The 15885-nt window shown below is 67.3% G+C and carries 13 protein-coding genes; 12 read left to right on the top strand and 1 reads right to left on the bottom strand.

All coding sequences use genetic code 11. The features are described 5' to 3' along the window. The first annotated feature begins 158 nt into the window (after positions 1-158). From AC50YM_RS10320 to AC50YM_RS10270, 11 genes are all read left to right on the top strand, one after another. The gene (locus tag AC50YM_RS10320; RefSeq protein WP_494956851.1) at positions 159-1214 is read left to right on the top strand and encodes a 2,3-butanediol dehydrogenase; all 1056 of its coding nucleotides are present in this window, start codon (positions 159-161) and stop codon (positions 1212-1214) included. Positions 1215-1296: 82 nt separating this feature from the next. Further along, positions 1297-2367: an alkene reductase gene (locus AC50YM_RS10315; protein ID WP_494956850.1), complete on the top strand. Its 1071-nt coding sequence runs from the start codon at positions 1297-1299 to the stop codon at positions 2365-2367. A 225-nt stretch (positions 2368-2592) separates the two neighbouring features. Then, positions 2593-3303, top strand: coding sequence for a GntR family transcriptional regulator (locus AC50YM_RS10310; RefSeq protein ID WP_494956849.1), 711 nt, complete (start codon positions 2593-2595; stop codon positions 3301-3303). Positions 3304-3529: 226 nt separating this feature from the next. Next, positions 3530-4534: a sugar phosphate isomerase/epimerase family protein gene (locus AC50YM_RS10305; protein WP_494956848.1), complete on the top strand. Its 1005-nt coding sequence runs from the start codon at positions 3530-3532 to the stop codon at positions 4532-4534. Positions 4535-4645: 111 nt separating this feature from the next. Continuing rightward, positions 4646-6418 carry a dihydroxyacetone kinase subunit DhaL gene (dhaL, locus tag AC50YM_RS10300; RefSeq protein WP_494956847.1) on the top strand — a complete coding sequence of 591 codons (1773 nt, stop codon included), beginning with the start codon at positions 4646-4648 and terminating at the stop codon, positions 6416-6418. Next, complete coding sequence (locus tag AC50YM_RS10295; RefSeq protein WP_494956846.1) at positions 6415-6897, top strand: ribose-5-phosphate isomerase; 483 nt, start codon at positions 6415-6417, stop codon at positions 6895-6897. The genes dhaL and AC50YM_RS10295 overlap by 4 nt, the downstream gene beginning before the upstream one ends. Positions 6898-6899: 2 nt before the next feature. Beyond that, positions 6900-7886 (top strand): 3-hydroxyacyl-CoA dehydrogenase family protein, encoded by a 987-nt coding sequence (locus AC50YM_RS10290; RefSeq protein WP_494956845.1) that lies wholly within the window; start codon positions 6900-6902, stop codon positions 7884-7886. A gap of 40 nt (positions 7887-7926) precedes the next feature. Beyond that, the gene (locus AC50YM_RS10285) at positions 7927-8694 is read left to right on the top strand and encodes an SDR family NAD(P)-dependent oxidoreductase (RefSeq protein ID WP_494956844.1); all 768 of its coding nucleotides are present in this window, start codon (positions 7927-7929) and stop codon (positions 8692-8694) included. Between the two features lie 12 nt (positions 8695-8706). Then, positions 8707-8832, top strand: coding sequence for a hypothetical protein (locus AC50YM_RS10280; protein ID WP_494956843.1), 126 nt, complete (start codon positions 8707-8709; stop codon positions 8830-8832). A 65-nt stretch (positions 8833-8897) separates the two neighbouring features. Next, entirely contained in the window at positions 8898-10247 is a 1350-nt protein-coding gene (locus tag AC50YM_RS10275; protein WP_494956842.1) for an MFS transporter, read from the top strand. A gap of 47 nt (positions 10248-10294) precedes the next feature. Beyond that, on the top strand, positions 10295-11116 hold the full coding sequence (locus tag AC50YM_RS10270; protein ID WP_494956841.1) for a triose-phosphate isomerase family protein: 822 nt from the start codon (positions 10295-10297) through the stop codon (positions 11114-11116). A gap of 251 nt (positions 11117-11367) precedes the next feature. On the opposite strand, the gene AC50YM_RS10265 is transcribed toward AC50YM_RS10270, so the two are convergent. Continuing rightward, the gene (locus AC50YM_RS10265) at positions 11368-15009 is read right to left on the bottom strand and encodes a TM0106 family RecB-like putative nuclease (protein WP_494956840.1); all 3642 of its coding nucleotides are present in this window, start codon (positions 15007-15009) and stop codon (positions 11368-11370) included. A gap of 188 nt (positions 15010-15197) precedes the next feature. On the opposite strand from AC50YM_RS10265, the gene AC50YM_RS10260 reads away from it, so the two are divergent. Further along, positions 15198-15800 carry an SOUL family heme-binding protein gene (locus AC50YM_RS10260; protein ID WP_494956839.1) on the top strand — a complete coding sequence of 201 codons (603 nt, stop codon included), beginning with the start codon at positions 15198-15200 and terminating at the stop codon, positions 15798-15800. Positions 15801-15885 lie beyond the last annotated feature (85 nt).

Raw genomic sequence — 15885 nt, 5'->3', positions numbered from 1 at the left:
CCACTGCCTGATGGTGGCCGGAGGCGATCTTGACTGTGACGCCCGCGGGTGCGGGGGAGTCGAATAAAACACCACCCCCCCCCTCCAACCCCACCCCCCCCCCTCCTCCCCCCCCCCCCCCCCCCCCCCCCCACGGCCGTAATGCGAAGGAAAACACCATGAAAGCAGCACGCTTCCACGCCCGCGAGGATCTCCGGATCGAAGACGTCCCCGAGCCGGAGCTGCGCCCCGGCGCAGTGAAAATCGCCGTCGCGTGGTGCGGGATCTGCGGCACGGACCTCCACGAATTCCTGGAAGGACCGATCTTCACCCCGCCGCCCGGCCATCCCCACTCGCTGTCGCACGAGGCCGCCCCCGTCACCCTGGGGCACGAGTTTTCCGGCACGGTCGAGGAACTGGGGGAGGGCGTCACCGGGCTCGCCATCGGAGACAGCGTCGTGGTGGAACCCTATATTGTCTGCAATGAATGCGGTCCGTGCCTCAGCGGGCACTACAACCTCTGCACCAAACTCGGCTTCATCGGCCTGGCGGGCGGCGGCGGAGGACTGAGTGAGAAGATCGTCGTCGACACCCGGTGGGTCCACCCCGTCGGCGACATCCCGCTGGACGAAGCCGCGCTCATTGAACCCCTCGCCGTGGCCTATCATGCCGTCGGCCGGAGCGACGTCAAAGCCGGGAACGTCGCCGTCGTCGGCGGTGCCGGCCCCATTGGTCTGCTGACCGCAGCGGTCCTCAAGGGCCTCGGCGTCACCACGATCGTCACTGAGCTGTCCGCTGCCCGGAAGGACAAAGCGGTTTCCTCCGGCGTCGCGGACCACGTTCTGGACCCGAGTTCCGACGACGTCAAGGCCCGGGTGCTGGAACTGACCAACGGCGCCGGGGCGGATGCGGCCTTTGAATGTGCCGGCGTGAATGCGGTGCTGGACACCATGCTCGACGTCGTGAAGCCGGCGGGCGTTGTGGTCAACGTGTCGATCTGGGGACATCCGGCCACGGTGGACATGCAGAAGGTCGTCCTGAAGGAAATCGACCTCCGCGGCACCATCGCTTACTGCGGCGATCACGCGGCCGCGATCAAACTCGTCCAGGACGGAAAAGTCGACCTGAAGCCCTTCATCACGGGAAGAATCGCCCTGGACGATCTCGTGGACAAGGGCTTCGACACCCTGATCAACCACAACGACACCGCGGTGAAAATCATCGTCCACCCCTAGTGATCCGGGTCACGGCCGGAATAGTTGCAGGCGCCGCGCAGTTGCCGCCAGAGAACCCAATCCCTTGTGAAAGGAACTGCGCATGCTGTTTTCCCCGATGACTCTCGGCGAGCTGGAACTGCCCAACCGACTGGTGATGGCGCCGCTGACCCGCGTCCGCTCCGGCCAGGAGGGCGTTCCCGGCCCGCTGGTTGCCGAGCACTACCGGCAGCGGGCGTCCCTCGGCCTGATCGTCAGTGAGGGCACGTATCCTAGCCATGCCGGCCGGGGCTTCCCGGGCCAGCCGGGCCTGGTCACCGAGGAACAGCTCAAGGGCTGGGCCGACGTCACCGCCGCCGTGCACGCCGAGGGCGGCCGCATCTTCGCCCAGGTCATGCACGCCGGACGCGTCACGCATGAAGACACCAACGGCGGTCACCAGGTGGTCGCGCCGAGTGCCATCGCGATCGACGGCCAGACCCGCACCTACCAGGGCAAACAGGCATTCCCCGTTCCGCACGCCCTGACCACCGACGAACTGCCGGGCATCATCGAGGAATTCGTGACAGGGTCCCGCGACGCCATCGGTGCAGGGTTCGACGGCGTCGAGCTGCACTCAGCCAACGGCTACCTGCTGCACGAGTTCCTCGCGCCGTCCGCCAACCAGCGCGACGACATCTACGGGGGCTCGCCGGAGAGCCGGGCGCGCTTCGTCATCGAAGTGACCCGGGCCGTGGTGGACGCCATTGGCGCCGACCGGGTGGGCATCCGCATCTCGCCCGAGCACAACGTCCAGGGCGCTATGGAGGTTGACGCGGCCGATGTCCGGGAAACCTACGGGATCCTCGTGGATGCCCTGGCGCCCCTGAACCTCGCCTACCTGAGCGTCCTGCACAAGGAGCCGACGAGCGCCCTGGTGCAGGAACTGCGCACCCGCTTCAACGGCACCTTCCTGCTGAACACAGGCTTCGGCGTCGTCACCACCCGTGAGGAAGCCACCGCGATTGTTGCGGACGGCCACGCTGACGCCGTTGTCGTCGGACGCCCGGCCATCGCCAACCCGGACCTCGTCCGCCGCTGGCGTGAAGGACTTCCGACCAACGTGGCCGACTCGGCCACCTTCTACACCGACGGCGCCCTGGGCTACACCGACTACCCGGCGTACCAGAACTAGGTTCCCGGGCGGCAACTCCGCCGCCAGGGGGACATGTCCAGCGCGGCCCAAGGTCACCGCTGGACATGTCCCGTTGCGGCCACGAACAGTGGGCAGAGTGCCATTCTGCCCACTGTTCCCGGTTTAAGACTGGGCATGACCTGTGGGTGCGGAGGTCAAGGCTGAGCATGTCGCTTGTTGGTCTTCGAAAGACTTCCGTTTCGGCCAGTCCTATAGGATTTGCTCATGCAACAAGCTTCGCCAGGCGACCGTGCTGAGGTCCGCACCACAGGCCGTACCGTCAGCCGCCAGGTCCTGGCTGATCACGTTTACGAAGAACTGCTGGCGTCGCTCATGGACGGCCGGCTGGAACCCGGCGCCGTGGTGAGCATCGACGGCACGGCCCGGGAACTCGATGTGTCGCCGACGCCCGTTCGGGAGGCTCTCGCGCGCTTGGAGCACACCGGCATGGTGCGCCGCGTGGCACTCAAGGGCTACCGGGTCGCACCGGTCTTCACCAGGGAAGACTTTGCCGAGCTCATGGAGGCGCGCCTGGCCATTGAGCCCGTCAACGCCCGCCTCGCGTGCGCCCGCTTGACGCCAGAGCACCTCGCCAAGCTGGAACGGGCGGTCGCCGACCTCAAGACAGCGCCGAGGGGTCCGTCGTTTGCCGAGTACCGCGACTACCTGGAAGCCGATGAGAGGTTTCACCGGCTGATTGCGGAACAGACCGGCAACCAGTTTATGGTCGCCGCCTACGCAGCTCTCGGGGGGCAGGTCCAGCGCTTCCGCCTCTTCGGGGGAGTGGGCATCACCGACGCCGAGTACGCCATCGCCGAGCACCAGTCCGTCCTGGACGCGTTCGCAGCCGGTGACCCGGAGAAGGCGGCACTAGCCATGGCGAACCATGTGCAAAAGGTGCGTGGCCGCGCCATCGCCGACGCTCCGGCCGGCTGACCCGGACCCGAGTATGTCCGGCTGACCCCAGCCCAAGGCCGAGTTCCGCAGCTTTCCCGGCAGTCCCAGCGAACGGCACCTTCCGAGATTTTCGGGGCACCCTCCCTCGGCCAGGTTGCTCCCTATAGGATCTTCGATTACAGCCGAAAACTGCGAATGTGATCTTGACAACACTCTACGGATAGTAAATCCTATAGGAAACAGGATTCCACGAAGGAGTGAACCCATGGCCTACACAGCCGAAAACTGGCCGATCACCGCTGCGCTGCTGCAGTTTCCCGGCGTCGACGCCGCTGGAATTCAGATCAACGACGCCCCCGCCGCCGCCTGGGCCGAAGTCCTCACCGAGGTCAAGGACGCAGGCTTCACCAATGCGGACCTTACCGACAGCTGGGTCCGTCCCGGCGACCTGAGCCCCGCCCGCCTCGCAGAATTCAAGCAGACCGCCGAAACTGTCGGCATCGGCATCCCCGTCATCTCCGCCATTCGCCGCAGCGTGATCGAAGAGCGGAATTGGGAAGAGAACCTGGCCTACAGCCACCGAACGATCGACGCCGCCGCCGAACTCGGCTGCGAAGTCGTCTCCTTCGGGCTGCACCAGGCGCTGACGGCCGAGCAGCAGAAACAGCTCTGGTTCTGGACCCTTGAAGGCCACAAGGACCCGGTGGGCGACAAGGAAACCTGGGGCAAAGCCGTCACCCGGCTCCGCGAACTCGGCCGGCACGCGGCGGAGGCGGGCATCCTCCTCTCGCTCGAAATGTACGAGGACACCTACCTGGGTACCGCGGACTCGTCCGTGCAGCTCGTCCAGGACATCGGGCTCGACAATGTCGGCCTGAACCCGGACATCGGGAACCTGATCCGGCTGCACCGCCCGATCGAGGACTGGCGCGAGGTGGTCGCGAAGACCCTGCCGTACTCGAACTACTGGCACATGAAGAACTACATCCGCGACGAGGACGTGGCCCGGGACACCTACGTGGCGATGCCGGCCCCGATGGAATCCGGCCTGATCAACTATCGCGAGGCGTTCAAGGTGGCGCTCTCCGTTGGCTTCCAGGGCATCCTCTGCACCGAGCACTACGGCGGCGACGGCCTCAGCGTTACGGCCAGCAACCAGGACTACCTCCGCCGCCAGATCCTGCCGAAAACCGACGGCTACGCCCTCGGCAAGAGCCAGGTGGCCCAAGGCCGGCAGCTGCCCGCGGCCACGGCTCTCGCCAGCGTCTGACGCGGCGCGTGGTGCGGCCGTCAAACCCTTTCGGGGCGGCCGCACCACCCAGCTCCAACTCAGCTCACTCCCCACAGCACTAGTTCTCCAAGACGGATTCAATGAGGAACCATGACGCAGATCTTCGACAATCCCGCTGATTTCGCGGATGAGGCACTGGACGGCTTCGTGGCGGCCAACCGCGGCTACGTGGCCCGTGTCGACGGCGGCGTCGTCCGCGCCACCGAGGTCCCGGCCGGGCAGGTCGCCCTGGTGGTCGGCGGCGGGTCCGGGCACTACCCGGCCTTCGCCGGCCTCGTCGGACCGGGCCTGGCCACCGCCTCGGCCTGCGGCAACATGTTCGCCTCGCCCGCGGCCGGTCAGGTCTACCGCGTGGCCAGGGCCGCCAACGCCGGCGGCGGCGTGCTGCTGAGCTACGGCAACTACGCCGGTGACGTCCTGCACTTCGGCCAGGCCCAGCTGCGCCTCAACGCCGAAGGCATTGAGACCCGCACCGTCCTGGTCACCGACGACATCGCCAGCGCCCCGCTCGACCAGATCGAGAAGCGCCGCGGCATCGCCGGGGACCTGACGGTCTTCAAGATCGCCGGCGCCGCCGCGGAGGCCGGACTGAGCCTGGACGACGTCGAACGGCTGGCCATCCGGACCAACTACCGCACCCGCTCCCTCGGCGTGGCCTTCGACGGGTGTACCCTGCCGGGCGCGGATGCGCCGCTGTTCACGGTCCCGGCGGGGCACATGTCCCTCGGGCTGGGCATCCACGGCGAACCGGGCATCTCCGATCACCCCATGCCCACCGCCTCTGAACTGGCTGACCTCCTGGTCAGCCGGCTCCTTGCCGACAAACCGGACGACGCCGGCACCCGCGTCGTCGCGATCGTCAACGGCCTCGGCACGGTCAAGTACGACGAACTCTTCCTGCTGTTCGGCAAGATCGAGAAGCTCCTCACCGCGACCGGACTCACCGTGGTGGAGCCCGAATGCGGCGAACTCGTCACCAGCCTGGACATGTCCGGACTCTCCCTGACGCTGCTCTGGCTGGACGAGGAACTCGAGCAGTACTGGGCCGCCCCGGCAGACACCCCCGCGTTCCGCAAGGGAAACCTGGCGCCCCGCGCCCGCCGCGAACTCGCCGGCCCGGACGTTGCAGAGACCGCCGACGTCGAACGGCCCACCGCAGCGGCGGCAGCCTTCGGCCGGCTGGCGGCCGACCTCCTCGGCCAGACGCAGCACGTGATCATTGAGCATGAGGAAGAACTTGGCCGGCTGGATGCCGTCGCCGGCGACGGCGACCACGGGATCGGCATGCGCCGCGGCGTGGATGCGGCAGTCGCCGCGGCCGAGCAGGCCGCGTCGGACGACGGCGGCGCGTCGCCGTCGCGCATCCTGACCGCGGCGGGGGAGGCCTGGAGCGAACGGGCCGGCGGCACCTCCGGCGCCCTCTGGGGCTCGGCGATCATCGCGGCCGGACAGGCCCTGGGCAACCAGGACAGCTACAGCGGCGAGGACGCAGCCGCCGCGGTCACGGCCTTCGTTGACGCGATCACCGAGCTCGGCAAGGCCGAACTGGGCGACAAGACCATGGTGGACGCCTTAGTGCCGTTCCGGGACTCTTTCCTCACCGCCTTCGACGCCGGCACCTCAGTGGCTGCCTCGCTCGCCGCAGCAGCGGAGGCCGCCACTGCCGCCGCGGACGGGACGTCCGGATTGCGTCCGCTCAAAGGCCGGGCCCGCCCGCTCGCCGAAAAAAGCCTCGGACACCCCGACCCCGGCGCGGTGTCCTTCGCGCTCATCGCCACCCGGATTTCCGTACACATCGACACGTCCAGCACAGGAACGCGGCTCGCTCACTCCGAGCCGGCCAAGCAAGGAGCAGAAGCATGAGCGCAACCACAGGCTGGCGCATCGTCGTCGGGAACGACGAAGCCGGCGTCGAATACAAGAACGCCCTTAAAGCACTCCTGGAAGCGGATCCCCGCGTTGCCTCCGTGCAGGACATCGGAGTCGGCGCCAATGACTCCACCGCTTACCCGCACGTCGCTGTCGAGGCGGCCAGGAAAGTGGCCGAGGGCGAAGCGGACCGTGCCCTGCTGATCTGCGGCACCGGCCTGGGGGTGGCCATCGCGGCCAACAAGGTACCCGGAATCCGCGCAGTCACCGCTCACGACAGCTACTCCGTGGAACGCTCGGTGCTGAGCAACAACGCCCAGGTCCTCACGATGGGCCAGCGCGTCATCGGCCTGGAACTCGCCAAGAACCTCGTCACCCAATGGCTGGGCCACCGCTTCGACGAAACCTCTTCCTCCGCCGCCAAGGTGGACGCCATCGGCTCCTACGAGCCCGAATACACGAAGGCAGTCTGACCATGACCGAATCAACGAACAACGCAGCCGCCGTTAACGCCGCCCGCAGGATCGCCGTCGTCGGCTCCGGCTACATGGGCGGCGGCATCGCACAGGTCCTCGCGCTCGGCGGTGCCCGGGTCGCCCTGGCCGACGTCTCGGCCGAAGTGGCGCAAAAGAACTACGAGCGGCTGCTGGTCGAATCCGACGAATTCGTCGCCGCCGGGCTCTTCCCGGCAGGCTCCACCGCCATCCTGAAGGAAAACCTCTGGGCCGCCCGGGACATCGAGGAAGCAGTGGCGGACGCCGACTTCATCGAGGAAGCCGTCCCCGAGATCATCGCGATCAAGCACCAGACGCTGGCGCGCATCAGCGCGGCCGCCCGCCCGGACGCCATCATCGGGTCCAACACGTCCACGATCTCCATCGCGGAGCTGTCCGAGCCCGTCACCAACCCGGAGCGGTTCCTGGGCGTGCACTTCTCCAACCCCTCGCCGTTCATCCCCGGCGTGGAGATCATCCCTCACGCCGGCACCTCGGCCAGCACCATCGGCGCCGTCCGCGAACTGGTCCACGCCGCCGGCAAGCAGACCGCCGTCGTCAAGGACGTCACCGGCTTCGTACTCAACCGCCTCCAGTACGCCCTGTTCCACGAGGCCGCCCAGCTGGTGGAGCAGGAGATCGCGACGGCGGAGGATATCGACACCCTGGTCCGCACCACGTTCGGCTTCCGGCTGCCGTTCTTCGGACCGTTCGCCATCGCCGATATGGCAGGGCTGGACGTCTACAACTTCTGCTACAAGTCGCTGCAGACGGAATTCCCGGAGCGCTTTGCGACGCCGAAGATCCTCAGCGAGCTCGTCGACGCCGGGAAGCTGGGCACCAAGACCGGCGCCGGCTTCCTCAACGTCCCCGCCGAGCGCACGCCCGAGCTCATCGCCTACCGGAACAAGGCGTACGTGGCCATGCAGAAGCTCATCGACGAGCTTGGCCCCGCCCCCATCAACTGAGCCCCGCCACGCCTACTTTTACCCTTTCAGGAGCAGCTTTATGAGCACTTTCCCCACGGAACGCACCGCGATCATCACCGGCGCCGTTTCCGAGCGCGGCATCGGCCGTGCGACCGCAAACTACCTGGCGGCGCAGGGCTGGAACGTCGGCATCATCGATCTGGATGACGCCCGGTGCAAGGCCGCCGCCAAGGAACTGGCGGCGGAGCACGGCGTAAAGGCGTTCGGCGCCGGCGCCAATGTCAGCGACGAAGCGTCCGTCCGCGCAGCCATCGACGCGATCGAGGCCGAATTGCCGCAGATTGTGGCTCTCGCCAACGTGGCCGGCGTGAGCTCCCCGGTCCCGTACCTGGAACTCGACGCGGCCGAGTGGGACCGGGTCCTTAGCATCAACCTCAACGGCGTCCATTACGCCACCCGCCGGGTCGCCGAGTCCATGGTCAAGAACCGGATCGGCCGCATCGTGAACATCTCCTCCGTCTCCGCGCAGCGCGGCGGCGGAACCTACTCCAAGACCCCGTACTCGGTGGCCAAGGCCGGCGTGATCGGCCTGACCCGCTCGACCGCCCGCGAACTCGGTGAATACGACATCACGGTCAACGCCATCTCGCCGGGCCCCATCGACACGGACATCATGGGCGGCACCCTGAGCCAGGAACGCAAGGATGACCTCACCAAAGACCTCGTAGTGAACCGGGTGGGCTCCACCCGGGACATCGCGGCCGCCATCGCCTTCCTCATCAGCGAGGACGCCGGGTACATCTCCGGCCAGACGCTGAATGTGGATGGCGGACTCTACATGCACTAAGGAAGAAGCACCGTGGCACAACCGAGTAAGACCGCAGTCTCCGGATTCGCGTCGTGGAGCAGGGGACGGAAGATCTACCTCGCCGTCGGGATCCTGGCCTGCCTGGCCGGGGTTCTGATCATCGCCTTTTCCCGCTAGAGCACCACGTTTGCCTGCTCCACCCACCTGATTCACTCAATTAATCTGCTCGACGAGGAGTTTTGATGTCCGTTGTAACAACGTCCACCAGGGACCTTCTGGAGACCCCGGTCCTGAAATCGGCGATCTCCAAGGCGTCCCGCCGGCTCATGCCCATGCTGGTCATCCTGTATGTGGTGGCCTTCCTGGACCGCACCAATGTGGGCTTCGCCGAGGCCGCCCTCGGCGTGGACAAGGGCATCACTGCCGGCGCCTATGCCCTGGGTGCCGGGATCTTCTTCATCGGTTACGCCCTGTTCGAAATCCCGAGCAACCTGCTCCTGACGAAGTTCGGCGCCAAAGTCTGGCTGGCCCGCATCGCCATCACCTGGGGCATCGTCTCCGCGTGCTTCGCCTTCGTCCAGGGTGAGACGTCATTCATCATCCTGCGGTTCCTGCTCGGTGTCACCGAGGCCGGCCTGTTCCCGGGCGTCATCATGTTCCTCGCTGCCTGGTTCCCGAACAAGGTCCGCGTCAGGATGTTCGCCATCTTCTACCTGGCGCAGCCCTTCTCGCAGATGATGGGCGCGCCGCTCTCCGGCTGGCTGATCAACATCGGCGACCAGGTGCCCGGCGTCCAAGGCTGGCAGGTGATGTTCTTCGTTGAAGGCATGCTGGCCGTTGTCGCCGGTATCGCTGCGTTCTTCTTCCTCATCAACAGCCCGCAGGACGCCAAATTCCTCACCAAGGACGAGAAGAACGCACTCCTGGAGGTCATGGCGCTGGAGGACACCGTCAAGGAAGAGTCCGGCCCGCGCGGCGTGCTCGCCGCCATGAAGAACGGCAAGGTCTGGTACTTCACCGTCATCTACTTCTGCCTCCAGATTGCCGTGTACGGTGTGACGTTCTACCTGCCGCAGCAGGTGGCCCAGCTGACCGGCCAGAAGGTCGGCCTCGCCGTCGGCCTGATGGCTGCGATCCCGTGGTTCTTTGGCATCTTCGCCTGCTACTTCATCGGCCGGGCCGCCAACACCGTGTACCGCCGCCGCGTCTGGGGCACCGGGCTGTTCATCTCCACCGGGCTCTGCATCTTCGGCTCCGCGTGGGCCGGCGCGAACCACATTCCGGCGCTGGGCATCATCTTCATCACCCTTGCCGTATGCAGCTTCCTGTCCATCGGCCCCATCGCATGGTCCTACCCGACGGCGTTCCTCACCGGTACGGCTGCCGCAGCAGGCATCGGCCTGATCAACTCGCTGGGCAATCTGGGCGGCTTTGTCGCCCCGATCCTGCGGACCTCGGTCAACCAGATGACGGCCTCCGACACAGGAACCATGGGCGTCTACGCGCTGGGTGTGCTGCCGTTCCTGGCCGCGGCGATGATGTTCGCCACCAAACGGTTCAAGAACAAGGCGGACGAGCTGCTGGAGCAGTAACCGTCTGTCCAGCTCAGCTCACCTGGATCCAGTAGAAAGCCCCAACAATGCAGCAGCACCACCCCGGCCAGACCACCAATGGCAGCATCCTGGTCGGTGTCAGCACCAAGATGTACCTGGGCTACCAGGACAGCCTGGACTGGCTGGGGCAGCTGCGCCGTGAAGTGGACACCCGCCCGGCCCTCGCGGCCGGGCGGGTTGTCCCGTTTGTCATTCCGTCGTTCCCCGTACTGCCCGCGGCCAAGCAGCTGCTGGCGGGTTCGCGGCTGGTGCTCGGCGCCCAGAACTGCGGCTGGGCCGACGGCCCGTGGACCGGGGAGGTTGCCCCGTCCATGCTCGCGGAGCTCGGAGTCCGGCTCGTAGAAATCGGCCACGCCGAGCGCCGGCGCCACTTCGGCGAAGACGACGCCATGATTGCACGCAAGGTCCGGGCGGCGGATGACGCCGGGCTCACGCCGCTGCTGTGCGTCGGAGAGCCTGACCGGGGCGGGCCTGCGGCCGCCGCTGACTACGTCTACCGCCAGATCCGCTCAGCCGTTGAAGGCGACTGGGACCTCGCCGCGGGCCTCGTCATCGCCTACGAACCCGTCTGGGCCATCGGTGCCGCGGAGCCGGCCGCCGCCGGGCACGTGTCCGACGTCGTCCGGCAGCTCCGGGGACAACTTGCCACATCCGGACTCGAGAACCTGCCCGTCATCTACGGCGGCTCGGCCAAGCCAGGACTTCTGCCGACGCTCGACGGCGTGTCCGGCCTCTTCCTGGGCCGGTTCGCGCACAACCCGGCGAACTTCGGCGCCGTCCTGGATGAAGCACTCCTGCAGTCCGAGGCCGTCCCTGAGACGGCCGCCTCAGGTCCGGCGCCTGCCTGAGGAGCCCCGCCACACCTGGTACCCGCCGCGGGGACGCCCACCACGGGACATGTCCCGCCGCGGGGACGCCCACCACGGGACATGTCCCGCCGCGGGGACGCCCACCACGGGACATGTCCCGCCGCGGCCACGAACAGTGGGCAGAATGCCACTCTGCCCACTGGGCGCGTTAAGGAATGGGCATGTCCCGCGGGGCCGGGGGTGAAGACTGGGCATGTCCCGCGCTCGCGAGAGCCAGGACTGGGCATGTCCTACCGGCTGGCGGTGACGGAGCGCTGGCACAGGCCGATGAACCCGCCCAGCTGCTCCAGGCCCTCGGGATGCGCGGGCAGGTAATTCGTCAGCTCAGGGGCCCGGACCACGACGGCCCGCCACTGGCCGCGGGACACCGCCACGTTGATCCGGTTGCGTGAGAGCAGGAATTCCATGCCCCGCGGCGCTTCGGCCACCGCCGAGCACGCCATCGACACAATCACTACGGCGGCTTCCTGGCCCTGGAACTTGTCCACGGTTCCCACCCGCACGCCCGCGAGCCCGGCGCTTTCCAGAGCGCCGCGGATCACGTTGACCTGGGCGTTATAGGCGGCCACGACCAGGATGTCGGCGGCGCTGAGGGGCCGGGTGCCCTGTTCGGTGTGCCAGCTCAGCCCCAGATGGCGCCGCACCTGCCGGACGACTTCGGCGGCTTCCTCGGTCGAGGACGTGACGTTGCCGCTGTGCTCCACCAGAACGGTTTCGATCCCGGCCGGAGCTCCGTCGAGCCGACGGAGGTCCGCCGCCGGGGCCGAGCGCAGTTTTCCTTCATAGGAGAGTTCCGAGACGGCCCGGCAGAGCTCGGACGTCATCCGCCACGAGGCGGCCAGGAAGTAGCCAAGTTCCGGCGGGAGGGTGGCATGACTGGCGGAAACCCAGCCCAGAGCCGACTCATCCACGGGCTCGGGATGGGCGCCCTGGCTGACCTGCGGCAGCTGCTGTGGATCGCCGAGCAGCAGCAGTCGGCTGCTGGCCTGCGTCACGGCGAGGGTGTTGGCCAGGGAGAACTGCCCGGCCTCGTCGATTACCAGCAGGTCCAGGGAGCCGGCCGGGACGTTGGCTCCCGTCATTGTCCACGCCGTGCCGCCGATGAGCGCCCCGCCGGGCGAGCTGAGCAGGCGCGCCACATCTTTGGCCGAGCGCTGCTGCCAGGGGAGGGGCTCCGCGTGTTTCATATCCTTGGCCACCAGGGACGGGTCGACGCCGGCCTTGGTTACTGCCGTCGTCAGCAGGTTCTCCACCACCGCGTGGGACTGGCCAACAACGCCGACCTTCCAACCGCGGGCAACCAGCCGGGCGATGACGTGCGAGCCCACGTGGGTTTTGCCGGTCCCGGGCGGTCCCTGCACCGCAACGTAGGAGTGGTCCAGGGCGGCGACGGCCGCCGTGATCGCGTCGATGAAGCGGTCCGGTCCTTCCCCGGGCGCGGGCAGTTTCGCGCCGGAGCTGAGCCGCGGCGAAACGCGGCGGAGGAGATCGAGCGCGGGATGTTGCGGAAAGACGGGCGGATTGGACTGCAGTGCCGCGGCCACGGTGGAGGCCAGTGCCGCCAGCGCGTCCTCGAGGCCCTTGGTCTGGATGGGCTGGTCTTCGGTCAGCGCAACCGGGACCTGGCTGTACGGTTCGGTGGCCTTGCGGAGCTTGTCCCGGATGACGACGGTATCCCTGCCGTCCTCGTGACCGAGCTCCAGAACCTCGGTGCCGAACCACCCGTTGCGTCCGGTCCCGTTGATTCCCGTGCCCTCCAGTCCGGCCGGCAGCGGTGGCTCATACATGCGGAACCATTTGCTGCCCTCGCGGAGGTCCGAGCCCGGACTGACCGTGCCGATCAGCTTCACTTTCCGCTCCGGGAGCTTGGCGCCGTCTTTCCACCAGTCCTCGAGCACCTTCGCGTCCTCGACGAGGAACACGTTGCGGTCCTGCTGGTGATGCGTGTCCGGGCCGTTTTCGCAGCGGTCGAAGTGCGCCCACCAGAACGCCTTCCGCTCCCGGCGGTGATAGCTGACCGCCGCCGCCAGCATCGACACCGCCTTCCGGTCAGACTCGGACAGCCCGTCGCCGGCACTCGCCAGCCCGCCCAGCGCCCCTTCCAGCGGGTCCAGGTCAGCGGCGCCCTGGCTGGTGTCCAGCGCTGTGGCCGCGCCGCCGTCGACCGCTTTGGACGTGGCCGCGGAGGCGGCGCCGCCGGTGCCGTAGTCGCCCGGCTTCGTGCCGCGCTCCCGGGCCAGGCCCAGGAGCCAGTTCCGCAGCTCCAGCGTGGAGAGGCAGTCGTATTCGTTGTAGTCGGAGATCCCCGCGAGGATCGTGGCCGCTTCCTCAGCCCGGCCGTCGTCGCGGGCGTCGCAGAAGTGCGCGTAGGCCACCACCGAGGCGCCGGCGTCCTTCACGTCCCCGGAGCGCAAATTGTTCCCCATGTACAGCGGCTCGAGTTTCTTGATGCTGTAGGAGTTCTCGGAGATGCGGATGCTGTTCCGGACCGTCTGGTAGAGGTCCACCAGGAGGCCTTCCCGCAGCCACTCGTCAACGATGTCTTCGCCGGCAACGTGCAGCACGGAGAGCTTCCGGAGCGCCGTCTTCTCGTAGGCGGCGTAGTGGTAGACGTGCATGTCCGGATAGTCCCGCCGGCGTTTTTCCACGTAGTCGAGGAAATCAAGGAAAGCCTGCTTCTCCGCCTCCCGGCTGTGCGCCCAGAATGGCCGGAAAATCCCCGGGACACCGGGCCCCGTCGGAGCCTCAATGACGCCGAACAAATACTCCAGGCCCCAGACGCCGGTCGCGCTTTCCTGCCACAGCGGATCGCCCTCGAAGTCGAAGAAAATGTCACCCTCGCTGGGCGGGGGGATTTCGGCGAGCGTGTTTTCCGGAATCACCCCAAAACGAATGGTGTGCGCTTCGCCGTCCTTGACGAACCGGACCTCCCCATCCGCAGCGCCGAGACCGCTCTGCATCCGGGCCTGGGCCTGCAGACGCTGCAGCGAGGCGTTCGGGTTCACGAGAGTGGCTTCCGCGAACGCCCGGACAGTCCGGATGCCGTCCTGGTGCAGTGCCTTGCGCCGCGACGAATTCATCCGCGCCACCAGGAGCAGATCGTCGGTGGCCACGACCTGCTCGTGGCAGTAGTCGCAGCGGCCGCAGGCGCTGAGCCCGGGCGCACCCCACCGCACGGTGTGGGGCTGCGCCAGATGCGCGGACGTCATCGCCAGAAAGCGGTCCCGCCGCTCCCGGAAGACCGGCAGGATCTCGGCAAGTTTGTGGTGGCTGCGGACATAGTCGAAGCCGCCGCCCGCGAGCGGGACCGTGGCGCCCAGGACCAGGGTCACCGCCGGGGACGGTGTAATCCCGGCCTTCACCAGCTGATCGCCATAGGCCGCCAGCTGGAGCAGGGCGGTCACCTTCGCGTGGCGGGCCAGCTTGGTGTCGAACACCGCGTAGCTGCCGTCAGCCTGCCGGACCAGGAAGTCGGACCGGCCGTGGAACTGGCCGTCGAAGAACGCCGCCTGGAACACCACGTCGGCGCCGGAGCGCAGGGCATCGATGGACTCCCGGTGCTTGGCCTGCAGCGTCGTGCGGTCCATGGACTCGGCCGGGACGACGTCGTAGACGCCGTGCCCGGTGGCCGGATCCCAGTGGCCGAACTCCGCGACGAAACTGTCGAGGACCTTGCGTTCGTGGAGGTCGCCCAGCACGGCGGCGTGCTTGAGCATCTCGTCGTCGGCGAAAACTGCTTTAGGCGAGCGGCCCGCTTTTTCATCGAGCTTCCGGAGCAGCTGGTACTCGCAGCTGGCCGCGATCACGAGGTCGCTCGCGGAGAAGACCAGATCCGGTGTGGAACCCGGTACTTCCGGTTCAAGAAAAAACACAATGCCCCCGATGTTGATGCGGTGCTGTCCAGCTGCGGTGGTGTCTGGATGCGGTGTTGAACAGATGCGCGGTCTTCGCAGTCCGCCGCCTACTCCTCAAGCTATCAAAGCCCTCCGACAATCCTGTGAGTAGGGCAGGTGCAAGGGACTGGTTCCGGTCGGAGGCCCGGCGTAAGGTTCTGAAGACGATGACCGAACAGCAGCCCTTCGAACTGGTCCAGCGCTTCCCGGCTTTCGAGCTGCGCCGCTATCCCGCGTATGTGGTCGCAGAGGTGCAGGTGCACGCGACGTTCGACCGGGCCGGCAATGCGGCCTTCCGGCACCTCTTCAACTACATCAGCGGCAAGAACACTGCCCGGCAAACGGTGGCAATGACCGCCCCGGTAGTGCAGGTACCCGGCCCGTCGCAGAAGCTCGCCATGACCGCCCCGGTGCTTCAGCGCGGATCCCTGACCGGTAGCGGGGACGCCGCCGGGTACACCGTGGCCTTCGTCCTGCCGGCCGGGACGACCGCGGAAACCGCGCCGGTCCCAACGAATCCGGACGTCAAAATCCGGACAGTCCCCGGTTCCCTGACGGCCGCCCTCAGTTTCTCCGGCAGCGGATCAGAGAGCGCGTTCGAAAAACGGAACCAGGCGCTGCAAGGGGCGCTGGCCGCGGCCGGTGTGACCGCCGTCGGACTCCCACGGTTCGCCCGCTTCGATCCGCCGTTCAAGCCCTGGTTCCTCCGCCGCAACGAAGTCCTTCAGGACGTAGAGCCGCCCCGTCCCGCCCCCGGCACCGCAGGGTAACAACCCGGTAAGGCAAAATGGCAGGGTGACCCAACTCCCGCAGCGCCCTTCCCCGTCAGCCTCCGCAACGCCCCCGAAGGCGCCG

This window comes from Pseudarthrobacter sp. RHLT1-30-1 (assembly GCF_059383415.1).
This window is presented reverse-complemented; position numbering and strand designations above follow the sequence as displayed.

Coding starts and splice junctions, on each gene's coding strand:
- AC50YM_RS10320 (WP_494956851.1), top strand. CDS start 159: ATGAAAGCAGCACGCTTCCACGCCCGCGAGGATCTCCGGATCGAAGAC.
- AC50YM_RS10315 (WP_494956850.1), top strand. CDS start 1,297: ATGCTGTTTTCCCCGATGACTCTCGGCGAGCTGGAACTGCCCAACCGA.
- AC50YM_RS10310 (WP_494956849.1), top strand. CDS start 2,593: ATGCAACAAGCTTCGCCAGGCGACCGTGCTGAGGTCCGCACCACAGGC.
- AC50YM_RS10305 (WP_494956848.1), top strand. CDS start 3,530: ATGGCCTACACAGCCGAAAACTGGCCGATCACCGCTGCGCTGCTGCAG.
- dhaL (WP_494956847.1), top strand. CDS start 4,646: ATGACGCAGATCTTCGACAATCCCGCTGATTTCGCGGATGAGGCACTG.
- AC50YM_RS10295 (WP_494956846.1), top strand. CDS start 6,415: ATGAGCGCAACCACAGGCTGGCGCATCGTCGTCGGGAACGACGAAGCC.
- AC50YM_RS10290 (WP_494956845.1), top strand. CDS start 6,900: ATGACCGAATCAACGAACAACGCAGCCGCCGTTAACGCCGCCCGCAGG.
- AC50YM_RS10285 (WP_494956844.1), top strand. CDS start 7,927: ATGAGCACTTTCCCCACGGAACGCACCGCGATCATCACCGGCGCCGTT.
- AC50YM_RS10275 (WP_494956842.1), top strand. CDS start 8,898: ATGTCCGTTGTAACAACGTCCACCAGGGACCTTCTGGAGACCCCGGTC.
- AC50YM_RS10270 (WP_494956841.1), top strand. CDS start 10,295: ATGCAGCAGCACCACCCCGGCCAGACCACCAATGGCAGCATCCTGGTC.
- AC50YM_RS10260 (WP_494956839.1), top strand. CDS start 15,198: ATGACCGAACAGCAGCCCTTCGAACTGGTCCAGCGCTTCCCGGCTTTC.